The sequence below is a fragment of the Streptomyces cupreus genome (assembly GCF_014257025.1).
GTDB classification, from domain to species: domain Bacteria; phylum Actinomycetota; class Actinomycetes; order Streptomycetales; family Streptomycetaceae; genus Streptomyces; species Streptomyces cupreus.
On sequence record NZ_JACMSF010000024.1, the window covers coordinates 54,818 to 70,506 of the forward strand.

A 15,689-nucleotide genomic window follows, 5' to 3' on the forward strand; every position below is an offset into this window, starting at 1 on the left:
TTTCTCCTTCGGGCGCATTATTTGTTTTTCCGGCATCTCCGGATGGGGCCTCTGCCTACAGAAGGAGAACGTCATGGCACAGGGAACCGTGAAGTGGTTCAACGCCGAAAAGGGTTTCGGCTTCATCGAGCAGGACGGCGGCGGCCCCGACGTCTTCGCCCACTACTCGAACATCGCGACGCAGGGCTTCCGTGAGCTCCAGGAGGGCCAGCGGGTCAGCTTCGACGTCACGCAGGGCCAGAAGGGCCCGCAGGCGGAGAACATCGTCCCCGCGTAATCGCCGGACGCGTATCCGCTCGACCGGGGTCCGCACCGTCTTGGTGCGGACCCCGGTTTGTGCTGTTTCCAGGAAGGCAAATAACTGCATGTCCCGTAGGTTCCAGAAGTCGAACCGGCGCACCTCCACTCCCGCGCCGTCCGCCTCGTCGCCCAGGGAATTCCGGCTGCCGGAAAACACGACACCAGCACTTCCCGCCGTCGAGGATTTCGCCGGTCTGGACATGCCCGCGGGGCTGCTGAAGACCCTCACCGCGCAAGGCGTCACCACCCCCTTTCCCATCCAGGCCGCCACGCTGCCGAACTCCCTCGCCGGCCGTGACCTGCTGGGACGTGGACGCACCGGCTCCGGCAAGACCCTCGCGTTCGGACTCGCGCTCCTGGCCCGCACGGCCGGACTGCGCGCCGAGCCCAAGGCACCGCTGGCCCTCGTGCTGGTGCCCACCCGTGAGCTCGCCCAGCAGGTGACGGACGCGCTGACCCCCTACGCGACGGCGGTGAACCTCCGGCTGGCCACCGTGGTCGGCGGGCTGTCCATCACCAAGCAGGCCGGTACGCTCCGGCGCGGCGCCGAAGTGCTCGTGGCGACTCCCGGCCGGCTCAACGACCTGGTGGACCGCGGGGACTGCGTGCTCGGCAGCGTACGCATCACGGTGCTGGACGAAGCCGACCAGATGACCGACATGGGCTTCCTGCCGCAGATCACCAAGCTGATCCAGCAGGTGCGGCCCGACGGTCAGCGCATGCTCTTCTCGGCCACCCTGGACCGGAACATCGACCGCTTGGTGCAGCGGTTCCTGACCGACCCCGTGGTGCACTCCGTGGACCCGTCCGCGGGGGCGGTGACCACCATGGAGCACCACGTGCTCCACGTCCTGGACGAGACCGACAAGAAGGCCGTCACCACGCGCATCGCGGCCCGTGACGGCCGGGTCATCCTCTTTCTCGACACCAAGAGATCCGCCGACCGGCTCACCAAGCGGCTGCTGGCCGTCGGGGTGCGTGCGGCGGCACTGCACGGCGGCCGCTCCCAGCCGCAGCGCAATCGCACCCTGGAGCAGTTCAAGAACGGCCACGTCACCGCGCTCGTCGCGACGAACGTCGCCGCCCGGGGCATACACGTCGACGACCTCGACCTCGTCGTGAACGTCGATCCCCCCACCGACCACAAGGACTACGTCCACCGGGGCGGCCGTACGGCCCGCGCCGGCGGCTCCGGCAGCGTGGTCACGCTGGTCCTGCCCGAGCAGAAGCGGGATGTCAGCCAGCTCATGTCGAACGCGGGCATCCGCCCCCGGACGGCCCGCATCACGTCGAGCGACGCGGCACTGGCCACCATCACCGGCGCCCGCGAGCCGTCCGGCGTGCCCGTCACCATCGAGGTCCCCCAGCCGGCGACCCCGACGGCGTCCCGCCCGGACCGGAAGACGGCCACTGAGTCCGGCAAGCGGTCCGGCCGCAGCCGCCGAAGCGGCGGGCGGGCGGGAGCGGCGACAGGTACGGCGAGCGGTACCGGGGGCCGGGGCTCCGACCGCCGGGTCCAGGCCGGGGCGGCGACGGGTGGTGGCACTACCGCAGCCGGTGTGCGCGGTGCTGCCCGCCGAGCGGAAGCGGGTGGTGCCGCGAAGGGCGCTGCCTCCGGCAAGGCGGTCCGAGGGTCCGGCCGCCGGGCGACGGCCGCCGGCGGCACCGCCGGCAACAGCGGCCGCGGCTCGGACCGCCGAGGCGTGCGCCGTAATTCTGCGACGTAGGAGATCTTGTCCAGGCTGCCAGTGCGGTCTCGGCCATGTGGTGGATGAACTCCAGGTTGGAGCCCCACAGGACGCTGACGAAGGATTCGTCGGGGTCGGAGCCGTAGGGGTACGGCGAGCGATTTTCCGCCGGTAGAGGGCCAGACTTGCCGAACCGGCAAACCCGCTCGTCGTCACGGCAGGCTCCTCCGCATGATCGGTGTCGAGGCGACGGTACGGCGGACGAGCGCCGTACCGCGCACCCGACCGACGGTCCTGGAGGACACGCATGCCCCCGCACGCCTCGCAGATCACACACCGGCTGGTCTCCTCTCCGGCAGGCCGGATCCACCTCGCGGAGCAGGGAACCGGGCCCCTGGTGCTGCTCCTGCACGGTTTCCCGGAGTCCTGGTATTCCTGGCGCCATCAGCTGCCCGCACTCGCGGCGGCGGGGTACCGCGCGGTCGCTCTCGACGTCCGTGGCTACGGCCGCTCCTCCAAGCCGGCCGCGACGGACGCGTACCGGATGGTCGAACTCGTCGAGGACAACGTCTCAGTCGTGCACGCCCTGGGCGAGGAATCGGCGATCGTCGTCGGCCACGACTGGGGTGCGACGATTGCCGCGAACTCCGCGCTGCTCCGGCCGGAGGTCTTCCGCGCGGTGGGGCTGCTGAGCGTTCCCTACACCCCGCGCGGCGGGACCCGCCCCAGCGACGTCTTCGCGCAGTTGGGTGGGGAGGAGGAGTTCTACGTCTCGTACTTCCAGGAGCCGGGCCGCGCCGAGGCCGAGATCGAGCCCGATGTACGCGGCTGGCTCGCGGGCTTCTACGCGGCCCTGTCCGCCGACACGATGCCCGAACCCGGCGCTCCCGATCCGCACTTCGTGAGCAGGGGCGGGACGTTGCGTGACCGGTTCCCCGTGGGCCGGTTGCCCACCTGGCTGAGCGAGCGCGAACTCGACGTCTACGCCGGGGAGTTCGAACGCACCGGCCTGGCCGGAGCACTCAACCGCTACCGGAACATGGACCGTGACTGGGAAGACCTCGCCGCCTTCGAGGGCGCGCCCATCCCCCAGCCGTCCCTGTTCGTGGGGGGCGCGCTGGATGCGTCCACGACCTGGCTGGCGGACGCGATCAAGGCGTACCCGGACACCTTGCCGGGGCTGATCTCCTCCCATCTCCTCGACGGTTGCGGGCACTGGATCCAGCAAGAACGCCCCCGCGAGGTCAATCGGATCCTCACCGACTGGCTCGCTGCCCTGCCCCGCTGACCCTGGAGCACGCCGGGAAGCTCATCACCTTGACGCCGATACGCCGTTCAGAGCGCGCTGGACCTCGGCCGCGGGGAAGGGCGTGCGCTTGCTCCTGGTGAGTAGGCGCTGGTGGAAGTCGTCCAGGACGAGCGCGTGTTGGGCATGGCGGTCCAGAAGTGCGCCGATGTCGGGTGGGACGCTGGCGGGGCGGTGGCCGTCGGCCCATGCACGCAGGAAGGCACTGTGTTCGGCGCCCGCACGCACGGTGTCGGGTATGTGGTGGCGCAACAGGTGGCTCGGTGCGTAGGAGCAGTCGTACACGAGATGGTCGGCGAGGAAGGCTCGTTCGGGCGGCGACAGTGCGAAGTCGCCGCTGAGGGCGAGCCCGAAGTCGGCGAAGTACACCTGGTGGCCGTCGGTGAGGAGGTTGGCGAAGTGCGCGTCGAAGTGGACCAGTCCGCGCGCGCTCATGAACCGCGTCCCGCGCTCCAGCTCATCGTTCACCCACTGGTACGGCGAGAGGCTCGCCCCCTCACGGGCGTCGGCGAGACACCCGGCGAGCGTGTGGGGCATGTACTCCAGGAAGAGAACCAGGCTGTGGGAGGAGGAGGCGATGGCCTCCAGTCGGCGGCCAACGGCAGTCGACCCCTCCCAGTGCGCGACGGCGCCCTCCACTCCCCCGAACTGGTCGGCGAAGCCTGCGGGAGGGCTGTCGGGCAGTACCCGCCAGTGATACAGCAGCGGGAAGCCCGCGTACTCGCCCGCGAGCACCCACCCGGTGGTCATGGCATGCGCGGCCAGTTCACGCCAGGCGCCGAACCCCGCCGACCCCACCCCGTACTGGTAGAAGAGGGGAAGCCCGAACAGGTTGGCGGTCGACCGCACATGCTCCGGCCGCAACTCCAGGTCCGTCAGCGGCACCCGCTTGACGAAGACAGGCACGCCCTCGACATCCATCCGCGCCGACCTGCCCCCGATCCCGGAACCGAGCCCCATGGCGGCGGCCACCGCCTCCCTGAGCCGCCCGTCACTCAACGACGAAAGCCGCGCTCCTACGGCCGTACAAGCCGACACCCGCGCCGCAGCCCCCGCCCCGCTCACGCCCACCCGCCACCCCAGTCCTCGCGCCCGCCCACCTCCGCCGATCATCGCAGCTCCACGCCCAACTCCCGGGGCTGGATGCTCATTGATACGGTCCCGCCACGGCTGAAACATAGAGATCATCCAGCGGGCCGGTCACCGCGGCCGATGTCGAGCATGCCGTCCGCCTGGCGGTCGCCGCTCTGCGCGGGGCCGACGCGTCGGACTGGAGTGTGAAGGCCGGTTCCCTGGAGTGGGACTGCTGGGAGACCGTCGAGCATCTCGCCGATGACCTGTTCGCCTACGCGGTCCAACTGGGCCCGGCGAAGCCGCCGTTGGACACCCACGTCCCCTTCGCGTGGAGCCGCAAACGGCCACTGCAAGTCCTGGAAGCCGGCGGTGCCTTGCTCACCGCGATCGTCCGCACCACGCCGCCGACGGTCCGGGCCCACCACGTCTTCGGCGCATCCGATCCCGAGGGGTTCGCCGCGGTGGGCGTGGTCGAGACCCTGGTGCACACCCACGACGTCGCCCAGGGGCTGGGCCTGGACTGGACGCCACCCGCAGACCTGTGCGACCGCGCGCTGACCCGGCTGTTCCCCGATGCCCCGACCGACACAGACCGGTGGCCGACCCTGCTGTGGGCAACCGGCCGAGCGGAACTTCCCGGCCGGCCACGGCTGACCAAGTGGCGCTGGTACGGCGCACCTGGCTGAGCCGCACATGTCTGTCGCGGGGCAATCGCTTCTGTTGGTCGTTCAGGACCGGGACCAGGGCGGCTCGGAGGTACTGACCGGCGACCGGGCGGGCTGCTGGTTCGGGGACGGTGATCGTCACCGGCCTCCTCCCGCCCGCGGCTGTCGTTTCGGTGCTATTGCGTCGGACCGGCATCCACCATCGCGCCACCACGTCCTACGACCGCCAGCCCGGCTCCCACAGCCGCAAGCAGGGCAAGCGCTGCGAAGCCGTAGGTCAGGGTCGCTGCCGTGGCGACGGCGGCGACAAGGAGGGGGCCTCCTGCGTCGCCGAGTTCGCGGCCGAGTTCGGCGGCGCCCATGGTCTGGCCCATGCGTTCTTCCGGGGTGCTGGTGGCCAGGGCGGCGAAGCCGAGGGGGGTGATCAGGCCGGTTCCGGCGCCGATCAGGGTTGCGGCGAGGAGTACGCCGGTCAGGCCCGGCAGCATGGCGCCGGCCAGGCCGGCCGCTGTGAGGGCCAGGCCTGCGGCCAGGCCGGTTCGGGTGGTCACCTTGCCGTTGTCCAGGGCGCGTCCGGCGTACGGCTGGACCACGGCCGCCGTGGCCGCGAGGACCGAGACGGCCGCTCCCGTGGCGATGGTGCCCAGGCCGGCCGCGGCGCCGGAGACCGGGAGGAAGCCGACCCCGACGGAGAGCGCGGCCGTCGCGACGGCGAGGGCGGCGGTGGGGCCGAGGAAGACGGGGTCGGCCAGGCGGCGGGCAAGGTCGAGGAGGGTCTGACGCTGCTTGGGCAGTGGAGGGACCACCGGTACGGCGAGCGCCGCCCACAACGCCACCGCGGCACCGAGAACCGCCAGCACCGTGAACAGCAGGCGCAGGCCTCCCGCCCAGACCAGCAGGCCGCCGAGGAGGGGGCCGAGGGTGTAGCCGATCGACTTGTAGAAGCCGTAGCTGCCGAAGGCCCGGCCGCGCTTGGCCGACGGGTTGAGGCGGGCCACCAGTGCGGAGGCGGACGGGGAGAAGGCGGAGGCGGCGGCGCCCTGGCCCAGGCGGGCGGCCCAGAGCCAGCCGGGGCTGTCGGCCACGACGTACAGCGCCGAGGCTATCGAGAAGGCGACGAGGCCGCCGAGGAGGACCGGCTTGGCGCCGATACGGTCCGCGAGGGTGCCGAAGACCGGCTTGAGGACGACTTCGGCGCCGTCGTAGAGGGCGAGGAGGCCGCCGAGCACGAGGAGGGAGGTGACCGCGTCGTCGGAGAAGCCTCCAAGGTTCGCGGCGATGCCGTGGGCGCCGAAGGCGGTGGTGAACCCGGCCGCGTACAGAGGCCACATCCGGCGTGCGGGCCCCGGGGCGGTCATCGGTCGTCCTCCGGGGTTTCGTGCAGGGCGGCGAAGACGCGCTCGGCGTAGTCCTCGCAGACGGCCACGCAGATCTTGAGGCGGGTCGCCGCCTCCGCGGCCTCCGGTGCGCCGAAGACATCGCGGGCGGTCAGATCCCGGTGCCAGCGGCGCAGCCGCTCCAACGACTGCTCCTCCTCTTCCAGTTCGGCGAGGGTGAACTTGGCGTTGCGGATCTCCTTGGCGATCTCCGCTTCGAACTTGCCGCAATCGGCGAGGAATTCGGTCCAGTCCGCCGAGCGGGCGGCGTTGAACATCTCCCGGAAGCGGACGGCGTCCTCGGGGCCGCGTCCCGACGCGTTCAGGGTGACGGCGACGCCACCGGACTTCTCGGTCAGCTCCAGTGCCCGGGAGACACCGCCGGCGAAGACCGGTACGTCGGGAACGGCCCAGATCCCCTGGCCGAGGGAGAGCGCACCGATCCGGCGCAGCTCACGCCAGACGGCGACCCGGTGGCGGGAGGGTTCCGCGGGGATCTTGATCACCAGAACGAGCCAACGCGCTTCCGGTTCCATGGTTGTCACAGTGGAGAATGTAACAGGCGTTACATCCGCACTTGGGACGTAGCTCGGCGGCGTTCAGCGCGCGGTCCAGGCAGAGGCTTCTTACGCTCATCTAGTGGCACACACCTTTGAGGAGCTGACCGAGAAGCAGCGCGCCGCGGACCAGGCGCACCGCATGGTCGAGGAGCTGCGTGAGCAGTACGGTCCACAGACCCAGGTCGGCGGCTGGTCGGCGACCCAGACCCAGACGTACGACACCGCATTGCGGGCCTGGCGTGACCTGGCCCGTGACGCCCGCACCGCCCTCACCGAGTACGCGAAGGAGCAGGGTGCGTCCCTCGGCGGCGTGGAGGCTGAGGTGGCGGAGGCAGTGCGCAAGGCGGAGTAGGCGCCGTGGGCTGTGCCTCGGTGCCCTGGCGGCCGGTCGTCGCCAGACCTCCCCGAGCAGCTCCCACCAGGAGTTGAACCACTCCCGCGTCTCCTCCAGCCGGTCCTCGGGCTGTACGTGCAGCACATGCTCGTTCTCTCCGGGCATGTGGACGTACGACGTCAGCACGGTGCGACCGTTGATCAGGTAGAGCTCGGTGGGAGGCTGGGATGCGGAGGTTCTCGCCTCGAACGTCGCCTCGCTGAAGTCCGCCCCTGAATGAGCTGCAGCAGGCGCCGCAGTGCCTCGATATCGCCGCGGTCCGCCTCGTCGCCCATCGCAAGCACGCGGACACGGATCGACGCGGGTCTCACCTCTCCTCCGGTGACTCGCCACGCCTGCGGGGTCAGCGCTGCGAGCAATGCCGCGGCAGTGCCGACGACGGCGTCGATGCTGACGTCGCGGTCTTCGAAGGCGTGAGCGATGCCGTCCATCGGCAGGTCGGCGACGGCCGGGGCGTCGGGAGCCGTCGTACGGGCGAAGGGCAGTGCCTCAGGCGGGATGGTCCGGGCGCCGGTCTCGGCGGAGGTGTGCCGGATCGCGGGGAAGTCGTGGTGGTGCGGCGCTCGTCCAGATAGGCGGAACCTCCTGACGGACCAGTTCCCGCACGGTGGCGATCTCCTGCCGGAGCCGGCCGCCGATAAGCGCGTCGCGGACGCCTGGGAGGAAGCGGAACTCCAGGTACGTCGGGTCGGCCCGGTGGTAGTCCTCCCAGGGTTGCACGAGTCCGCCCAACGCCACTTCGGCCAGGTGCCCGTGGTCGGACTCGGGCAGCATGGCGCGCCGTACGAGATTCATCACCGGGAGGGTAAGGGGTACGGCCGGGAGGAATCCCGCGAGTTCCCTGGCGGCGGGCGAGGCACTCTCCTCGAACCAGCGCACGGCGCGCAGTGCGGCCCGGCCGGGGTCGGTGGGCCTGTCTTCTTCCGGTCCGAGGTTCGTCGGTGGACCAGTCGGCGTCGAGCGGGAGGCAGGGCAGATCGTGCAGGCGGCCGCTGCCGGAGACGAGTGAGGCGAGCACGGACAGCATGTACGGGGACGGGTCGACCACCGACAGCACGGCCCGCGGACGCGTGTGCCGGCCCGCGGGCTCATCGGGCGGCGCGGCAAGGCTCCAGGAGACGTTGGGCGTGGCAGGCCCGGCGGCGTACCTGTCTCGGGCGAACCGGACTGTACGCCCGCTGCTCTCAGCATGCCGCACGCGCCGGTCAGGCCCAGGCGTCCTCAAGGTGCTGTCGCCGCCTTGCCGGCGATGGAGTCAGGCGTCTGCGGAAGGGAACGTGGGCCTGCGCAGCAGCCACTGCCCGAGCGTCCGGCGCGGGGGCCGTACGACCACGCGGCCGTGGACCTTCTGACCGACCAACTCCACTCGCAGCGTGACCGGCGTATCGGGATCCGACGGAGTCCGGCGGTACTTGATCCTGCTGTGCACCAGCTGCAGACCATCGGTATCGACCACGATGCCCGGCCTCGTGACCAACGTCAGGGTCTTCCCCGTCATCGCCACGTCGATCCGCAGGGTGTCCTGCGTGATCACGGCGTCAGTGAAGTCGAGCGTCACATCGCAGAACGTCACCGCGAGCTCCAGCCTCCGCGGTACCACCCAGCGCCCCACGCGCTCGACGGCGCCGCTGTGGACCTGTTCGATCCGAACGAAGTCCTTGACCTCTGCTCCAGTCACACCCGCCGTAGCCGATACCGGCGGCAAGTCTGCGGTCAGCGGGGCCAGTTCGCTCAGAGTCCGCGCCGACAGGGCGGCCTCCAGGCGCTCGTCCAACTCGTCCGCGGTCAGCAGACCGTCCCCCGCCGCGATACGCAGCACATCCACCACTCGGTCCCGGTCCGCATGAGAGGCCCGTAGCTCAGACGACGAGCCGGGGCCGGAGCGCTTCCCGGTGGGCGAAATCTCTCCCGACATGCTTCCGTCCTGGTCCTGTCGAACGTCTCCGCGCGACGCAGTCAGCGACGCAAGCAGAAGACTAACGCTATATCGCGACACAGGTCCCGGCTGGGCCGCGTCACGGCCGGGACGGCTCGTTCAGCAGCCTCACCGTCGGGTGACGTAGTCTCACCGCGGCGAAAGGAGCAGGGTCATGACCTCCGACGGCGAGCGGTCGCGGATCACGGTCGACGGTGAGGAGTTCGAGGTCGTCCAGCCGTACGACAGCCCGGGGACGTACCACATCAGCTGGGTGACCGGACCTGACCCGCAGTACGGGTTCGGATTCCGCGTCCATCCCCCGGTGCGGGTCGGCCGGGGCGAACTCGAAGAGGCCGTCCGGGACTTCCTCACGCAGGTCGACCCGGCAACCGGGCACATCGAGTAGGCGACCGCTTCTCCATCCCAGGTTGCGGACCAGACGGTGAGATCGCCTCCGGGCAGCGACACGAACCGCTGGACATTCGCTCCGAGGAGATCAAGCGCCGCTGCCACGTCCTGCGACTACGGTTTCAGGAGCACGGACGGGTTGGCGTGGACTGTCCCGAGCGAGAGGCCGACGGGCGCTTCCTCAGGCGACGGAGGCGCAGGACCCACCGGTCCTCGTGTTCGACGGGACGGGTCATTCCTCGCGCCCGCCGAACTGCCAGTCGTGGACCTCGATGTCGGCATACCGGTCCGGGGTCAGGACGGTGCGTGCCGTGTCCGGGTCGGTGGCTCTGAGCAGTACCGCTGTGCCGAGCCAGAGGGTGCCGTCGTCGGACAGCAGGGGTCCGTAGGCGATGAGGTCTTGGTCGCGGTCGGCAGGCACAGTGAGGTCGGCGGCCTGCCCTTCGCCGAGGCCCAGCACGAGGTACCGGTTGCCGCCGTGCCGGCCACCGGGGAACTGCCACATCGTCCGCCCGAGCAGATTGCGCCAGCGGCGCACCATCACATCCCGGTACGCGCCGGCCTGGTAGTTGGGCTCGTCGAAGGCGAACGCGCGGGCCGCGGCGGCATCGGGCAGATCGACGATGTGCACGCTGCCGGTGGGCGTATCGCCGTCGGCGGCGAAGGTCGGTCCGCGAGCGATCATCTGCGCTGCGTACCGGTCCATGTACGACCAGTGCTCTTCCAGCAGTTCGTCACGCAGGGCGAGGGACCCGGGCCGGTCGCGGTGGTAACAGAAGTACTCCATGGCCGCAGAGCCTCTCCCACAACTCGGAGTGCCTCAACCGACTTTGTGGGGACCGGCGTACGGCGCTCACGCTCCTTCGTTCCCCGTCCGCACGACTGCCGTACGTCGTACGGGGTGAACGGCCCTACGTCCCCATCCGTATTCGACACCGACGACGACAGCACTGAACAGGGTGGAGTGACGTGCCCGAGCAGCAACCGCGGGGATCCATCGGCAGAAAGGTGTCCTTCGCGTCCGCGAGACGCGTGGCCATCGCCGGAAGTCTGGCGATCGTTCCGCTGGCAACGGCCTGCAGCGGCGGCGAGGGCAGTGCGGCCGACGATCCCAAGTCGTCGAAGGTATCCGCTGCCCCGGCCGCCGGAGTCGTCGCGCCGGCCAAGGTCGAGGTGATCGCGGGTCTGACCGGCTGCAAGGCGAAGATCCGTATCGAGGCGGACGAACTGCGCCAGGGCCTGTGCCACACGAAGAAGGCCGACTACCTCATCACCACCTTCCCCGAGGAGAAGTACAAGCAGACGTGGCTGGACTCGGCCAGTGTGTACGGGGGGACGTATCTGGTCGGTTCTCGCTGGGTGGTCAGCGCGAAGCCGGAGTTGCTCGGGTCGTTGCATGAGAAGCTCGGCGGGACGATCGAACAGCTCCAGGGCATCGGGCCCACGCCGGGTTCGTAGTCGCTGGGAGCTGTTCATTCCCCTACGGATCTTTCCGGCCCGGCCTACTCCGCGGTCGGCCTGTAGTCGCTGATGGCGTACAGCGCTTCGTCGTCGATTGCGTTTTCGAGCCAGTCGATGCTGATGCGTTCCGGGCGGCCGTCGGCGGCGTACTCGGCTTCCGCCTCGTCCGCGTTCTCCTTTCGGGCCTGGTTCAGTTCCTCCAACAGGGCGCCGATCGTGGGGACTTGGTCGGGCGACTGGTCGACCAGGCGTCGCGCGCTGTCGTCGAGTCCGACCGCCTTGGTCACGACGCCGTCCCGGACCGTCACCCGGAACTTGCCGATCAGTGCGCGTTCTCCCTGCGTCGACTCCAGCGTGTAGGCGTACTCGGCGGGCTCTACCCAGACCGGCTCGCCCGGCGCCGTTTGGCCGTTGTTCTCCTCCTCGGTGCCGCAGGCGACCGCCGCGGACAGGAGAGTCCCCACCAGTACGGCAGTTGAGACGGCGCGGACGCGCAGCAGTGCGGGGTTCATGGTGGCGATCCCTTCGACACGGTCACTGCTGCTACGACGCCGGCCGAGGGCGGAACGTTCGGACCGAGATGGAGGAGGGCGCGAGGATGAGCTTGTGCTGGGGCTGCTCGTCAGCGTTCATCCGCGCGGGACAACGCTTCGGTGATCAGGCGGGTCGCGAAATCGCGGTCGTCGGTGAGTCGGTTGATGTGCTCCGCGAGCAGGAAGGCGGTGGCTTCCAGGGGATTCATCTCGTCCGCGGTCCAGTCTCCGTACCGCTTGCGCCACAGGCTGGGGCTCAGGCCGGTGCCCGCGGCGACGAGCAGGCCGGCCATGGTGGGGATGACCTCGGGACGGATGCTCCTGGGCATCATGCACATCGAGACCACGACGTTGGGTACGACGCGCTCGATGACGTCGGACGCGGCGAACTGGTCGGTCAGCGCCTTTTGTTCGGCATCGGTCGGGGTCTTGGCGTCGTAGATGGCCTTGAGTCGGGAGTCGACCATCATGAGCGCTGCGCCCACATCGCCGGCTGGAGCGTGCTGGGGGTCGCAGGGCGATGACACAGGACGCCTCCTCGAACTGACCGTGAGTAGCACGGTGCGTCCGTACAGTAGCCCGTCGCCATGGCGAGGGTCTGCCGAATTCCGACGCTGTTCCGTTCGCCCGATTCAGGCTTCCGTCCAGACGAGCACGGTGAGGACCGCGCTGGTGACGGTGATCGGCACGTCGGCCTGGTTGAGCAGCCGTACGCGCATGCTCCGGCCCGACGCCAGTCGTTTGGTCAGCGGCACGACCGCGAATGTGTTGCCCCCGGTTCCGACGATCTCGTCGATGGGGTGGTCCGCGCGGTGCTCGGCGCCTTCGAACTCGGACATGCGGGCCTGGACCACGGATCTGTCGGGCAGGCCGTCGAAGCGCAGGCTGACGGAGCCGGTGAAGCGGGCCGGGCCCCGGACGAAGACGCTGCCGCCTTCGGCGTGGTCGCCGGGCTCGTCGGTCCATTCGGCGGTGAGCTCGACCGAGTCCCAGGTGCCCGGCGCCAGTTCGTACGGTTCCGCCAGGCCGAGGTTGACGTACTGGGGCATGGGGTCGTCCTCTCCTTCCCATACGCCGGCCGGGAGATCCAGGCATACGGCGAGGTCGCTGCGGAAGTCCTTCATGTCGAAGCCGCGGGGGTCGGGCTTCCAGTCGGACCACTCCAGGTGGCCGATGGCGCTCTTCGCGCTCCAGCCGTGCGCACGGCAGATCCCGGCGGTGGCCTTGACCATGGCGACGTACTGGACACGCGGCCACGGGTCCTGGCCGTCGCCCTCGTTCTCGCACTCCCAGCCGTAGAAGCGGCTGTTGCCGTCCACGGCGCCCGCGCTGCCCTCGTGCTCGTGGGTGGCGGGCGGGTAGTCGCCGTACGACTCGTTGATGACGGCGGTGAGCACGTCGGGGTCGCCGCCGCCGGCGTGATTGGCGCGGCCGTTGCCGGTGAGGTGGACCGTGCCGTCCTTGGTGATGCAGCCGGTGGCCAGCGGGCCGGGCAGGGCGCTGTGACCGTCGAAGATCAGGTCCACCACGTCCGTGCTGGGGCCGGTCACGGTGTGGTGGATCATCACGCCGTGCACCGGGCCCCAAGGGCCCACGTGGTTACGGTTGTTGGTGCGCCAGCCGCTGACCTCGTGGACGGCGCATCCTTCGGCGCGCAGTGCGGCAACCAGCCGGTCGGCATTGAGCGGATCGGCCATGGTTCAGTCCTCCGATCGCGGTGCAGCAGTGGCTGTCTCGGTCCACACGCGGTCCGTCAAAGTCTCTGTCTCCCGCGGTCTGGTCGGAGAAACCGTCACCACCAGTAAAGATGGGCATGCCGGGCCCGGCCCTTCACTCACACGGCCGAGAGAGGATCATGGGCACTGCGGGTTGCGGCTCTTCGCGGGCTACGGCTTGCGGGCCAGTCCGCCGTGCTCGGCGATGACCTCGGGGGTGGGCGCGCCGGGCTCCGGGCGCCACTGCGTCACCGAGACGACGCCGGGGTCGATGAGCTCCAAGCCGTCGAAGAAGCTGGTGATTTCGTCGACGGTGCGCAGGTTGTACGGCACGGCGCCGCTGTTGTTGTAGGCGTCCTGGGCCTGCTCGAAGACCGGGTCGATGCCGCGCGACCCGTCGTTGATGGAGAGGTAACTGCCCGAGGGCAGGGCGCTCATCAGCTCGGTGACGAGGGCGCGCGCCTGGGCGTAATCGGCGACGTGGCCAAGGATGTTGCTGAGGATGAGCGCGGTGGGCCGGTCGAAGTCCAGGGTCTCGGCGGCGGCCGCGAGGATGCGGGCCGGGTCGGTCACGTTGGCGTCGATGTAGGCGGTCGCGCCCTGGGGGGTGGAGTAGAGCAGCGCGCGGGCGTGGGCGAGAACCATCGGATCGTTGTCGACGTACACGATCCGTGCCTCGGGGGCGAGTTGTTGGGCGACCTCGTGGGTGTTCTGGGCGGTCGGCAGACCGGTGCCGATGTCCAGGAACTGCCGGATGCCCGCCTCGGAGACGAGATACGCGATGTTGCGGCGCAGGAAGGCACGGCTGCAGCGGGCGATCGTGACGATGCCGGGGAAGACCGCGGTGTACGCGTCGCCGGCCTCCTCGTCGACGGGGTAGTTGTCCTTGCCGCCGAGCCAGTAGTTCCAGATGCGGGCGGAGTGCGGAACGGACGTGTCGATCTTCTGGTGCTCCGCCGGCTCGGGCGTCGTCACAGGGTCAGTCATCAGTCGTGTCCGTCCTTCGAACATGGCGTGGATCATTCACGCCACAACCTATGTCCGAACTCCCTTCGCATGCACACTGGTTCACGATTTCGGGCTGCTCGGACCCTGCAGGGCGTCTCATCGGACCTCGCAGGCCGTCTCAGCCGGTGTACCGGATCCGCAAGCGCTCCGGTTCCGCCGGATCCCGGTCGACGACCTGAATCGGCGCCCACGTCCACTGCCACACGCTGATGCCCGGCGTACGGGAGAACCGGATCTGCCCGCGGGTGCCTTCGACTGCGACGCGCGGCCATGATTCGGCGGTGCGTGCCCGGTTTATGTCGTGCGAACGCAGCAGCTCGGCGAGGACGGTGACCGTGTCGTAGCCCTCGAAGGCGACGAAGGAGGGCGCTTGGGCCAGCCGCTCGCGGAGGACCGTCTCGACTCGTGCGCCGAGTGGGGTGAGGCGCTCGGGCAGGTAGCGCAGGAACGGGACTTCGGCGCCGTCCTCGCCCAGCAATTTCGCCCATTCGGCGAACTCCGGCTGCCCGGCCGGAGCACCGATCAAGACCTCGGCGAGGCGCTGGTCGCGGCGGACGAACTTGACGATGGGCACGGCCGGTTCCGGGTGGCCGACCAGCAGGAGGAGGGCTGTCGCTCGGTGCTCGACAAGGGCGTCGCACACGGCAGCGGGGGTGAGCGCGCTCATGTCGAGTTCGATGACCGTGCCGTTGTGTGCGGATAGGTGGTCCCGCAGGATGCGGGTTCCCGTTGCCCAGTAGACGCTCGGCTGGGCCGCTACGGCGATGCGGCTGTGGCCCGCGTCGAGGAGGAAGTCGGCGTAGATCCGCCAGCCGCGGGACTGCGGCGGGGAGATGCGCGCGACCCAGTCCGTCGGCTGTTCGGTGAGCGCGTCGAGAACCGCGGACGAGCACAGGAACGGCAGGCCGAGGGCGTCAGCCCTGGTGGCAGCGGCCCGGGCGACGACGCTGTGGTACTCCCCCGCCAGGGCAGCGACGCCCAGGCCGGCCAACTCCTCCACGGCCGCCGCGGCCCGCTGCGGATCGGCCGCGGTGTCCCGGACCACCAGCTCGATCGGCCTTCCGCCGACCCCGCCGGCGTCATTGACTTCGCCGACGGCCAGCTCCAGTCCGGCGAGCAGGTGCTGGCCCGCCTCGGTCCAGCCGGGCCGGGTCAGCGGGACGAGTGCGCCGATCCGGACCGCGCTCTCCGCTCCTGACGGCGACGGTGACGTACTCATGCGTTGGCATCCCCCGAGTGGCGATTCGGTCGCGGTGTGATCATCAGTGGCGCCGAGAGTAGCC

Annotated in this window: 18 protein-coding genes and 1 pseudogene; 7 read left to right on the forward strand and 12 right to left on the reverse strand. The window is 69.9% G+C overall.

Annotated elements, in window-relative coordinates; translation table 11 throughout:
- Positions 1-73: 73 nt before the first annotated feature.
- Both H4N64_RS22340 and H4N64_RS22345 read left to right on the forward strand, forming a co-directional pair.
- Positions 74-277: a cold-shock protein gene (locus H4N64_RS22340; RefSeq protein WP_030069301.1), complete on the forward strand. Its 204-nt coding sequence runs from the start codon at positions 74-76 to the stop codon at positions 275-277.
- 88 nt (positions 278-365) lie between these two features.
- Positions 366-2,027: a DEAD/DEAH box helicase gene (locus H4N64_RS22345; protein ID WP_186284191.1), complete on the forward strand. Its 1,662-nt coding sequence runs from the start codon at positions 366-368 to the stop codon at positions 2,025-2,027.
- Positions 2,028-2,046: 19 nt separating this feature from the next.
- Here H4N64_RS22345 and H4N64_RS45260 read toward each other — a convergent pair.
- Positions 2,047-2,145, reverse strand: a pseudogene (locus tag H4N64_RS45260) (DinB family protein); the annotation flags it as partial.
- Positions 2,146-2,295: 150 nt separating this feature from the next.
- Here H4N64_RS45260 and H4N64_RS22350 point away from each other — a divergent pair.
- Positions 2,296-3,276 (forward strand): alpha/beta fold hydrolase, encoded by a 981-nt coding sequence (locus tag H4N64_RS22350; protein WP_186284192.1) that lies wholly within the window; start codon positions 2,296-2,298, stop codon positions 3,274-3,276.
- Between the two features lie 24 nt (positions 3,277-3,300).
- Here H4N64_RS22350 and H4N64_RS22355 read toward each other — a convergent pair whose 3' ends face one another.
- Complete coding sequence (locus H4N64_RS22355) at positions 3,301-4,407, reverse strand: protein kinase family protein (RefSeq protein WP_260859867.1); 1,107 nt, start codon at positions 4,405-4,407, stop codon at positions 3,301-3,303.
- Between the two features lie 119 nt (positions 4,408-4,526).
- Here H4N64_RS22355 and H4N64_RS22360 point away from each other — a divergent pair, with 119 nt between their 5' ends.
- A complete protein-coding gene (locus tag H4N64_RS22360; RefSeq protein ID WP_186284241.1) occupies positions 4,527-5,054 on the forward strand; it encodes a hypothetical protein in 528 nt (175 codons plus the stop codon).
- Between the two features lie 155 nt (positions 5,055-5,209).
- Here the strand turns inward: H4N64_RS22360 and H4N64_RS22365 are convergent, their stop codons facing one another.
- Positions 5,210-6,391: an MFS transporter gene (locus H4N64_RS22365; RefSeq protein WP_260859868.1), complete on the reverse strand. Its 1,182-nt coding sequence runs from the start codon at positions 6,389-6,391 to the stop codon at positions 5,210-5,212.
- On the reverse strand, positions 6,388-6,945 hold the full coding sequence (locus H4N64_RS22370) for a Chromate resistance protein ChrB (protein ID WP_186284243.1): 558 nt from the start codon (positions 6,943-6,945) through the stop codon (positions 6,388-6,390). The genes H4N64_RS22365 and H4N64_RS22370 overlap by 4 nt, the downstream gene beginning before the upstream one ends.
- Before the next feature lie 103 nt (positions 6,946-7,048).
- Here H4N64_RS22370 and H4N64_RS22375 point away from each other — a divergent pair, with 103 nt between their 5' ends.
- Positions 7,049-7,321: a hypothetical protein gene (locus H4N64_RS22375; RefSeq protein WP_186284193.1), complete on the forward strand. Its 273-nt coding sequence runs from the start codon at positions 7,049-7,051 to the stop codon at positions 7,319-7,321.
- Positions 7,322-7,852: 531 nt separating this feature from the next.
- Here the strand turns inward: H4N64_RS22375 and H4N64_RS22380 are convergent.
- Both H4N64_RS22380 and H4N64_RS22385 read right to left on the reverse strand, forming a co-directional pair.
- A complete protein-coding gene (locus H4N64_RS22380; RefSeq protein WP_186284194.1) occupies positions 7,853-8,158 on the reverse strand; it encodes a hypothetical protein in 306 nt (101 codons plus the stop codon).
- Between the two features lie 460 nt (positions 8,159-8,618).
- Positions 8,619-9,278: a DUF1707 SHOCT-like domain-containing protein gene (locus H4N64_RS22385; RefSeq protein WP_186284195.1), complete on the reverse strand. Its 660-nt coding sequence runs from the start codon at positions 9,276-9,278 to the stop codon at positions 8,619-8,621.
- 175 nt (positions 9,279-9,453) lie between these two features.
- Between H4N64_RS22385 and H4N64_RS22390 the strand changes: the two genes are divergently transcribed.
- Positions 9,454-9,687 carry a hypothetical protein gene (locus H4N64_RS22390; protein WP_186284196.1) on the forward strand — a complete coding sequence of 78 codons (234 nt, stop codon included), beginning with the start codon at positions 9,454-9,456 and terminating at the stop codon, positions 9,685-9,687.
- 234 nt (positions 9,688-9,921) lie between these two features.
- On the opposite strand, the gene H4N64_RS22395 is transcribed toward H4N64_RS22390, so the two are convergent.
- Positions 9,922-10,476: a YciI family protein gene (locus H4N64_RS22395; RefSeq protein ID WP_186284197.1), complete on the reverse strand. Its 555-nt coding sequence runs from the start codon at positions 10,474-10,476 to the stop codon at positions 9,922-9,924.
- 182 nt (positions 10,477-10,658) lie between these two features.
- On the opposite strand from H4N64_RS22395, the gene H4N64_RS22400 reads away from it, so the two are divergent.
- Entirely contained in the window at positions 10,659-11,147 is a 489-nt protein-coding gene (locus tag H4N64_RS22400; protein WP_418896280.1) for a hypothetical protein, read from the forward strand.
- A gap of 44 nt (positions 11,148-11,191) precedes the next feature.
- On the opposite strand, the gene H4N64_RS22405 is transcribed toward H4N64_RS22400, so the two are convergent.
- The 5 genes from H4N64_RS22405 to H4N64_RS22425 form a co-directional block, all read right to left on the reverse strand.
- The gene (locus tag H4N64_RS22405; RefSeq protein ID WP_186284198.1) at positions 11,192-11,662 is read right to left on the reverse strand and encodes a DUF6174 domain-containing protein; all 471 of its coding nucleotides are present in this window, start codon (positions 11,660-11,662) and stop codon (positions 11,192-11,194) included.
- A gap of 110 nt (positions 11,663-11,772) precedes the next feature.
- The gene (locus H4N64_RS22410) at positions 11,773-12,210 is read right to left on the reverse strand and encodes a hypothetical protein (RefSeq protein ID WP_186284199.1); all 438 of its coding nucleotides are present in this window, start codon (positions 12,208-12,210) and stop codon (positions 11,773-11,775) included.
- A gap of 105 nt (positions 12,211-12,315) precedes the next feature.
- Positions 12,316-13,380 (reverse strand): peptidoglycan recognition protein family protein, encoded by a 1,065-nt coding sequence (locus H4N64_RS22415; RefSeq protein ID WP_186284200.1) that lies wholly within the window; start codon positions 13,378-13,380, stop codon positions 12,316-12,318.
- Positions 13,381-13,569: 189 nt separating this feature from the next.
- Positions 13,570-14,385 (reverse strand): SAM-dependent methyltransferase, encoded by an 816-nt coding sequence (locus H4N64_RS22420; protein ID WP_186284201.1) that lies wholly within the window; start codon positions 14,383-14,385, stop codon positions 13,570-13,572.
- A gap of 139 nt (positions 14,386-14,524) precedes the next feature.
- The gene (locus tag H4N64_RS22425) at positions 14,525-15,625 is read right to left on the reverse strand and encodes an ABC transporter substrate-binding protein (protein WP_186284202.1); all 1,101 of its coding nucleotides are present in this window, start codon (positions 15,623-15,625) and stop codon (positions 14,525-14,527) included.
- Between the last annotated feature and the right edge of the window lie 64 nt (positions 15,626-15,689).

Coding starts and splice junctions, on each gene's coding strand:
- H4N64_RS22405 (WP_186284198.1), bottom strand. CDS start 11,662: ATGAACCCCGCACTGCTGCGCGTCCGCGCCGTCTCAACTGCCGTACTG.
- H4N64_RS22370 (WP_186284243.1), bottom strand. CDS start 6,945: ATGGAACCGGAAGCGCGTTGGCTCGTTCTGGTGATCAAGATCCCCGCG.
- H4N64_RS22395 (WP_186284197.1), bottom strand. CDS start 10,476: ATGGAGTACTTCTGTTACCACCGCGACCGGCCCGGGTCCCTCGCCCTG.
- H4N64_RS22380 (WP_186284194.1), bottom strand. CDS start 8,158: ATGAATCTCGTACGGCGCGCCATGCTGCCCGAGTCCGACCACGGGCAC.
- H4N64_RS22425 (WP_186284202.1), bottom strand. CDS start 15,625: ATGAGTACGTCACCGTCGCCGTCAGGAGCGGAGAGCGCGGTCCGGATC.
- H4N64_RS22385 (WP_186284195.1), bottom strand. CDS start 9,278: ATGTCGGGAGAGATTTCGCCCACCGGGAAGCGCTCCGGCCCCGGCTCG.
- H4N64_RS22355 (WP_260859867.1), bottom strand. CDS start 4,407: ATGATCGGCGGAGGTGGGCGGGCGCGAGGACTGGGGTGGCGGGTGGGC.
- H4N64_RS22415 (WP_186284200.1), bottom strand. CDS start 13,380: ATGGCCGATCCGCTCAATGCCGACCGGCTGGTTGCCGCACTGCGCGCC.
- H4N64_RS22390 (WP_186284196.1), top strand. CDS start 9,454: ATGACCTCCGACGGCGAGCGGTCGCGGATCACGGTCGACGGTGAGGAG.
- H4N64_RS22350 (WP_186284192.1), top strand. CDS start 2,296: ATGCCCCCGCACGCCTCGCAGATCACACACCGGCTGGTCTCCTCTCCG.
- H4N64_RS22340 (WP_030069301.1), top strand. CDS start 74: ATGGCACAGGGAACCGTGAAGTGGTTCAACGCCGAAAAGGGTTTCGGC.
- H4N64_RS22345 (WP_186284191.1), top strand. CDS start 366: ATGTCCCGTAGGTTCCAGAAGTCGAACCGGCGCACCTCCACTCCCGCG.
- H4N64_RS22365 (WP_260859868.1), bottom strand. CDS start 6,391: ATGACCGCCCCGGGGCCCGCACGCCGGATGTGGCCTCTGTACGCGGCC.
- H4N64_RS22420 (WP_186284201.1), bottom strand. CDS start 14,385: ATGACTGACCCTGTGACGACGCCCGAGCCGGCGGAGCACCAGAAGATC.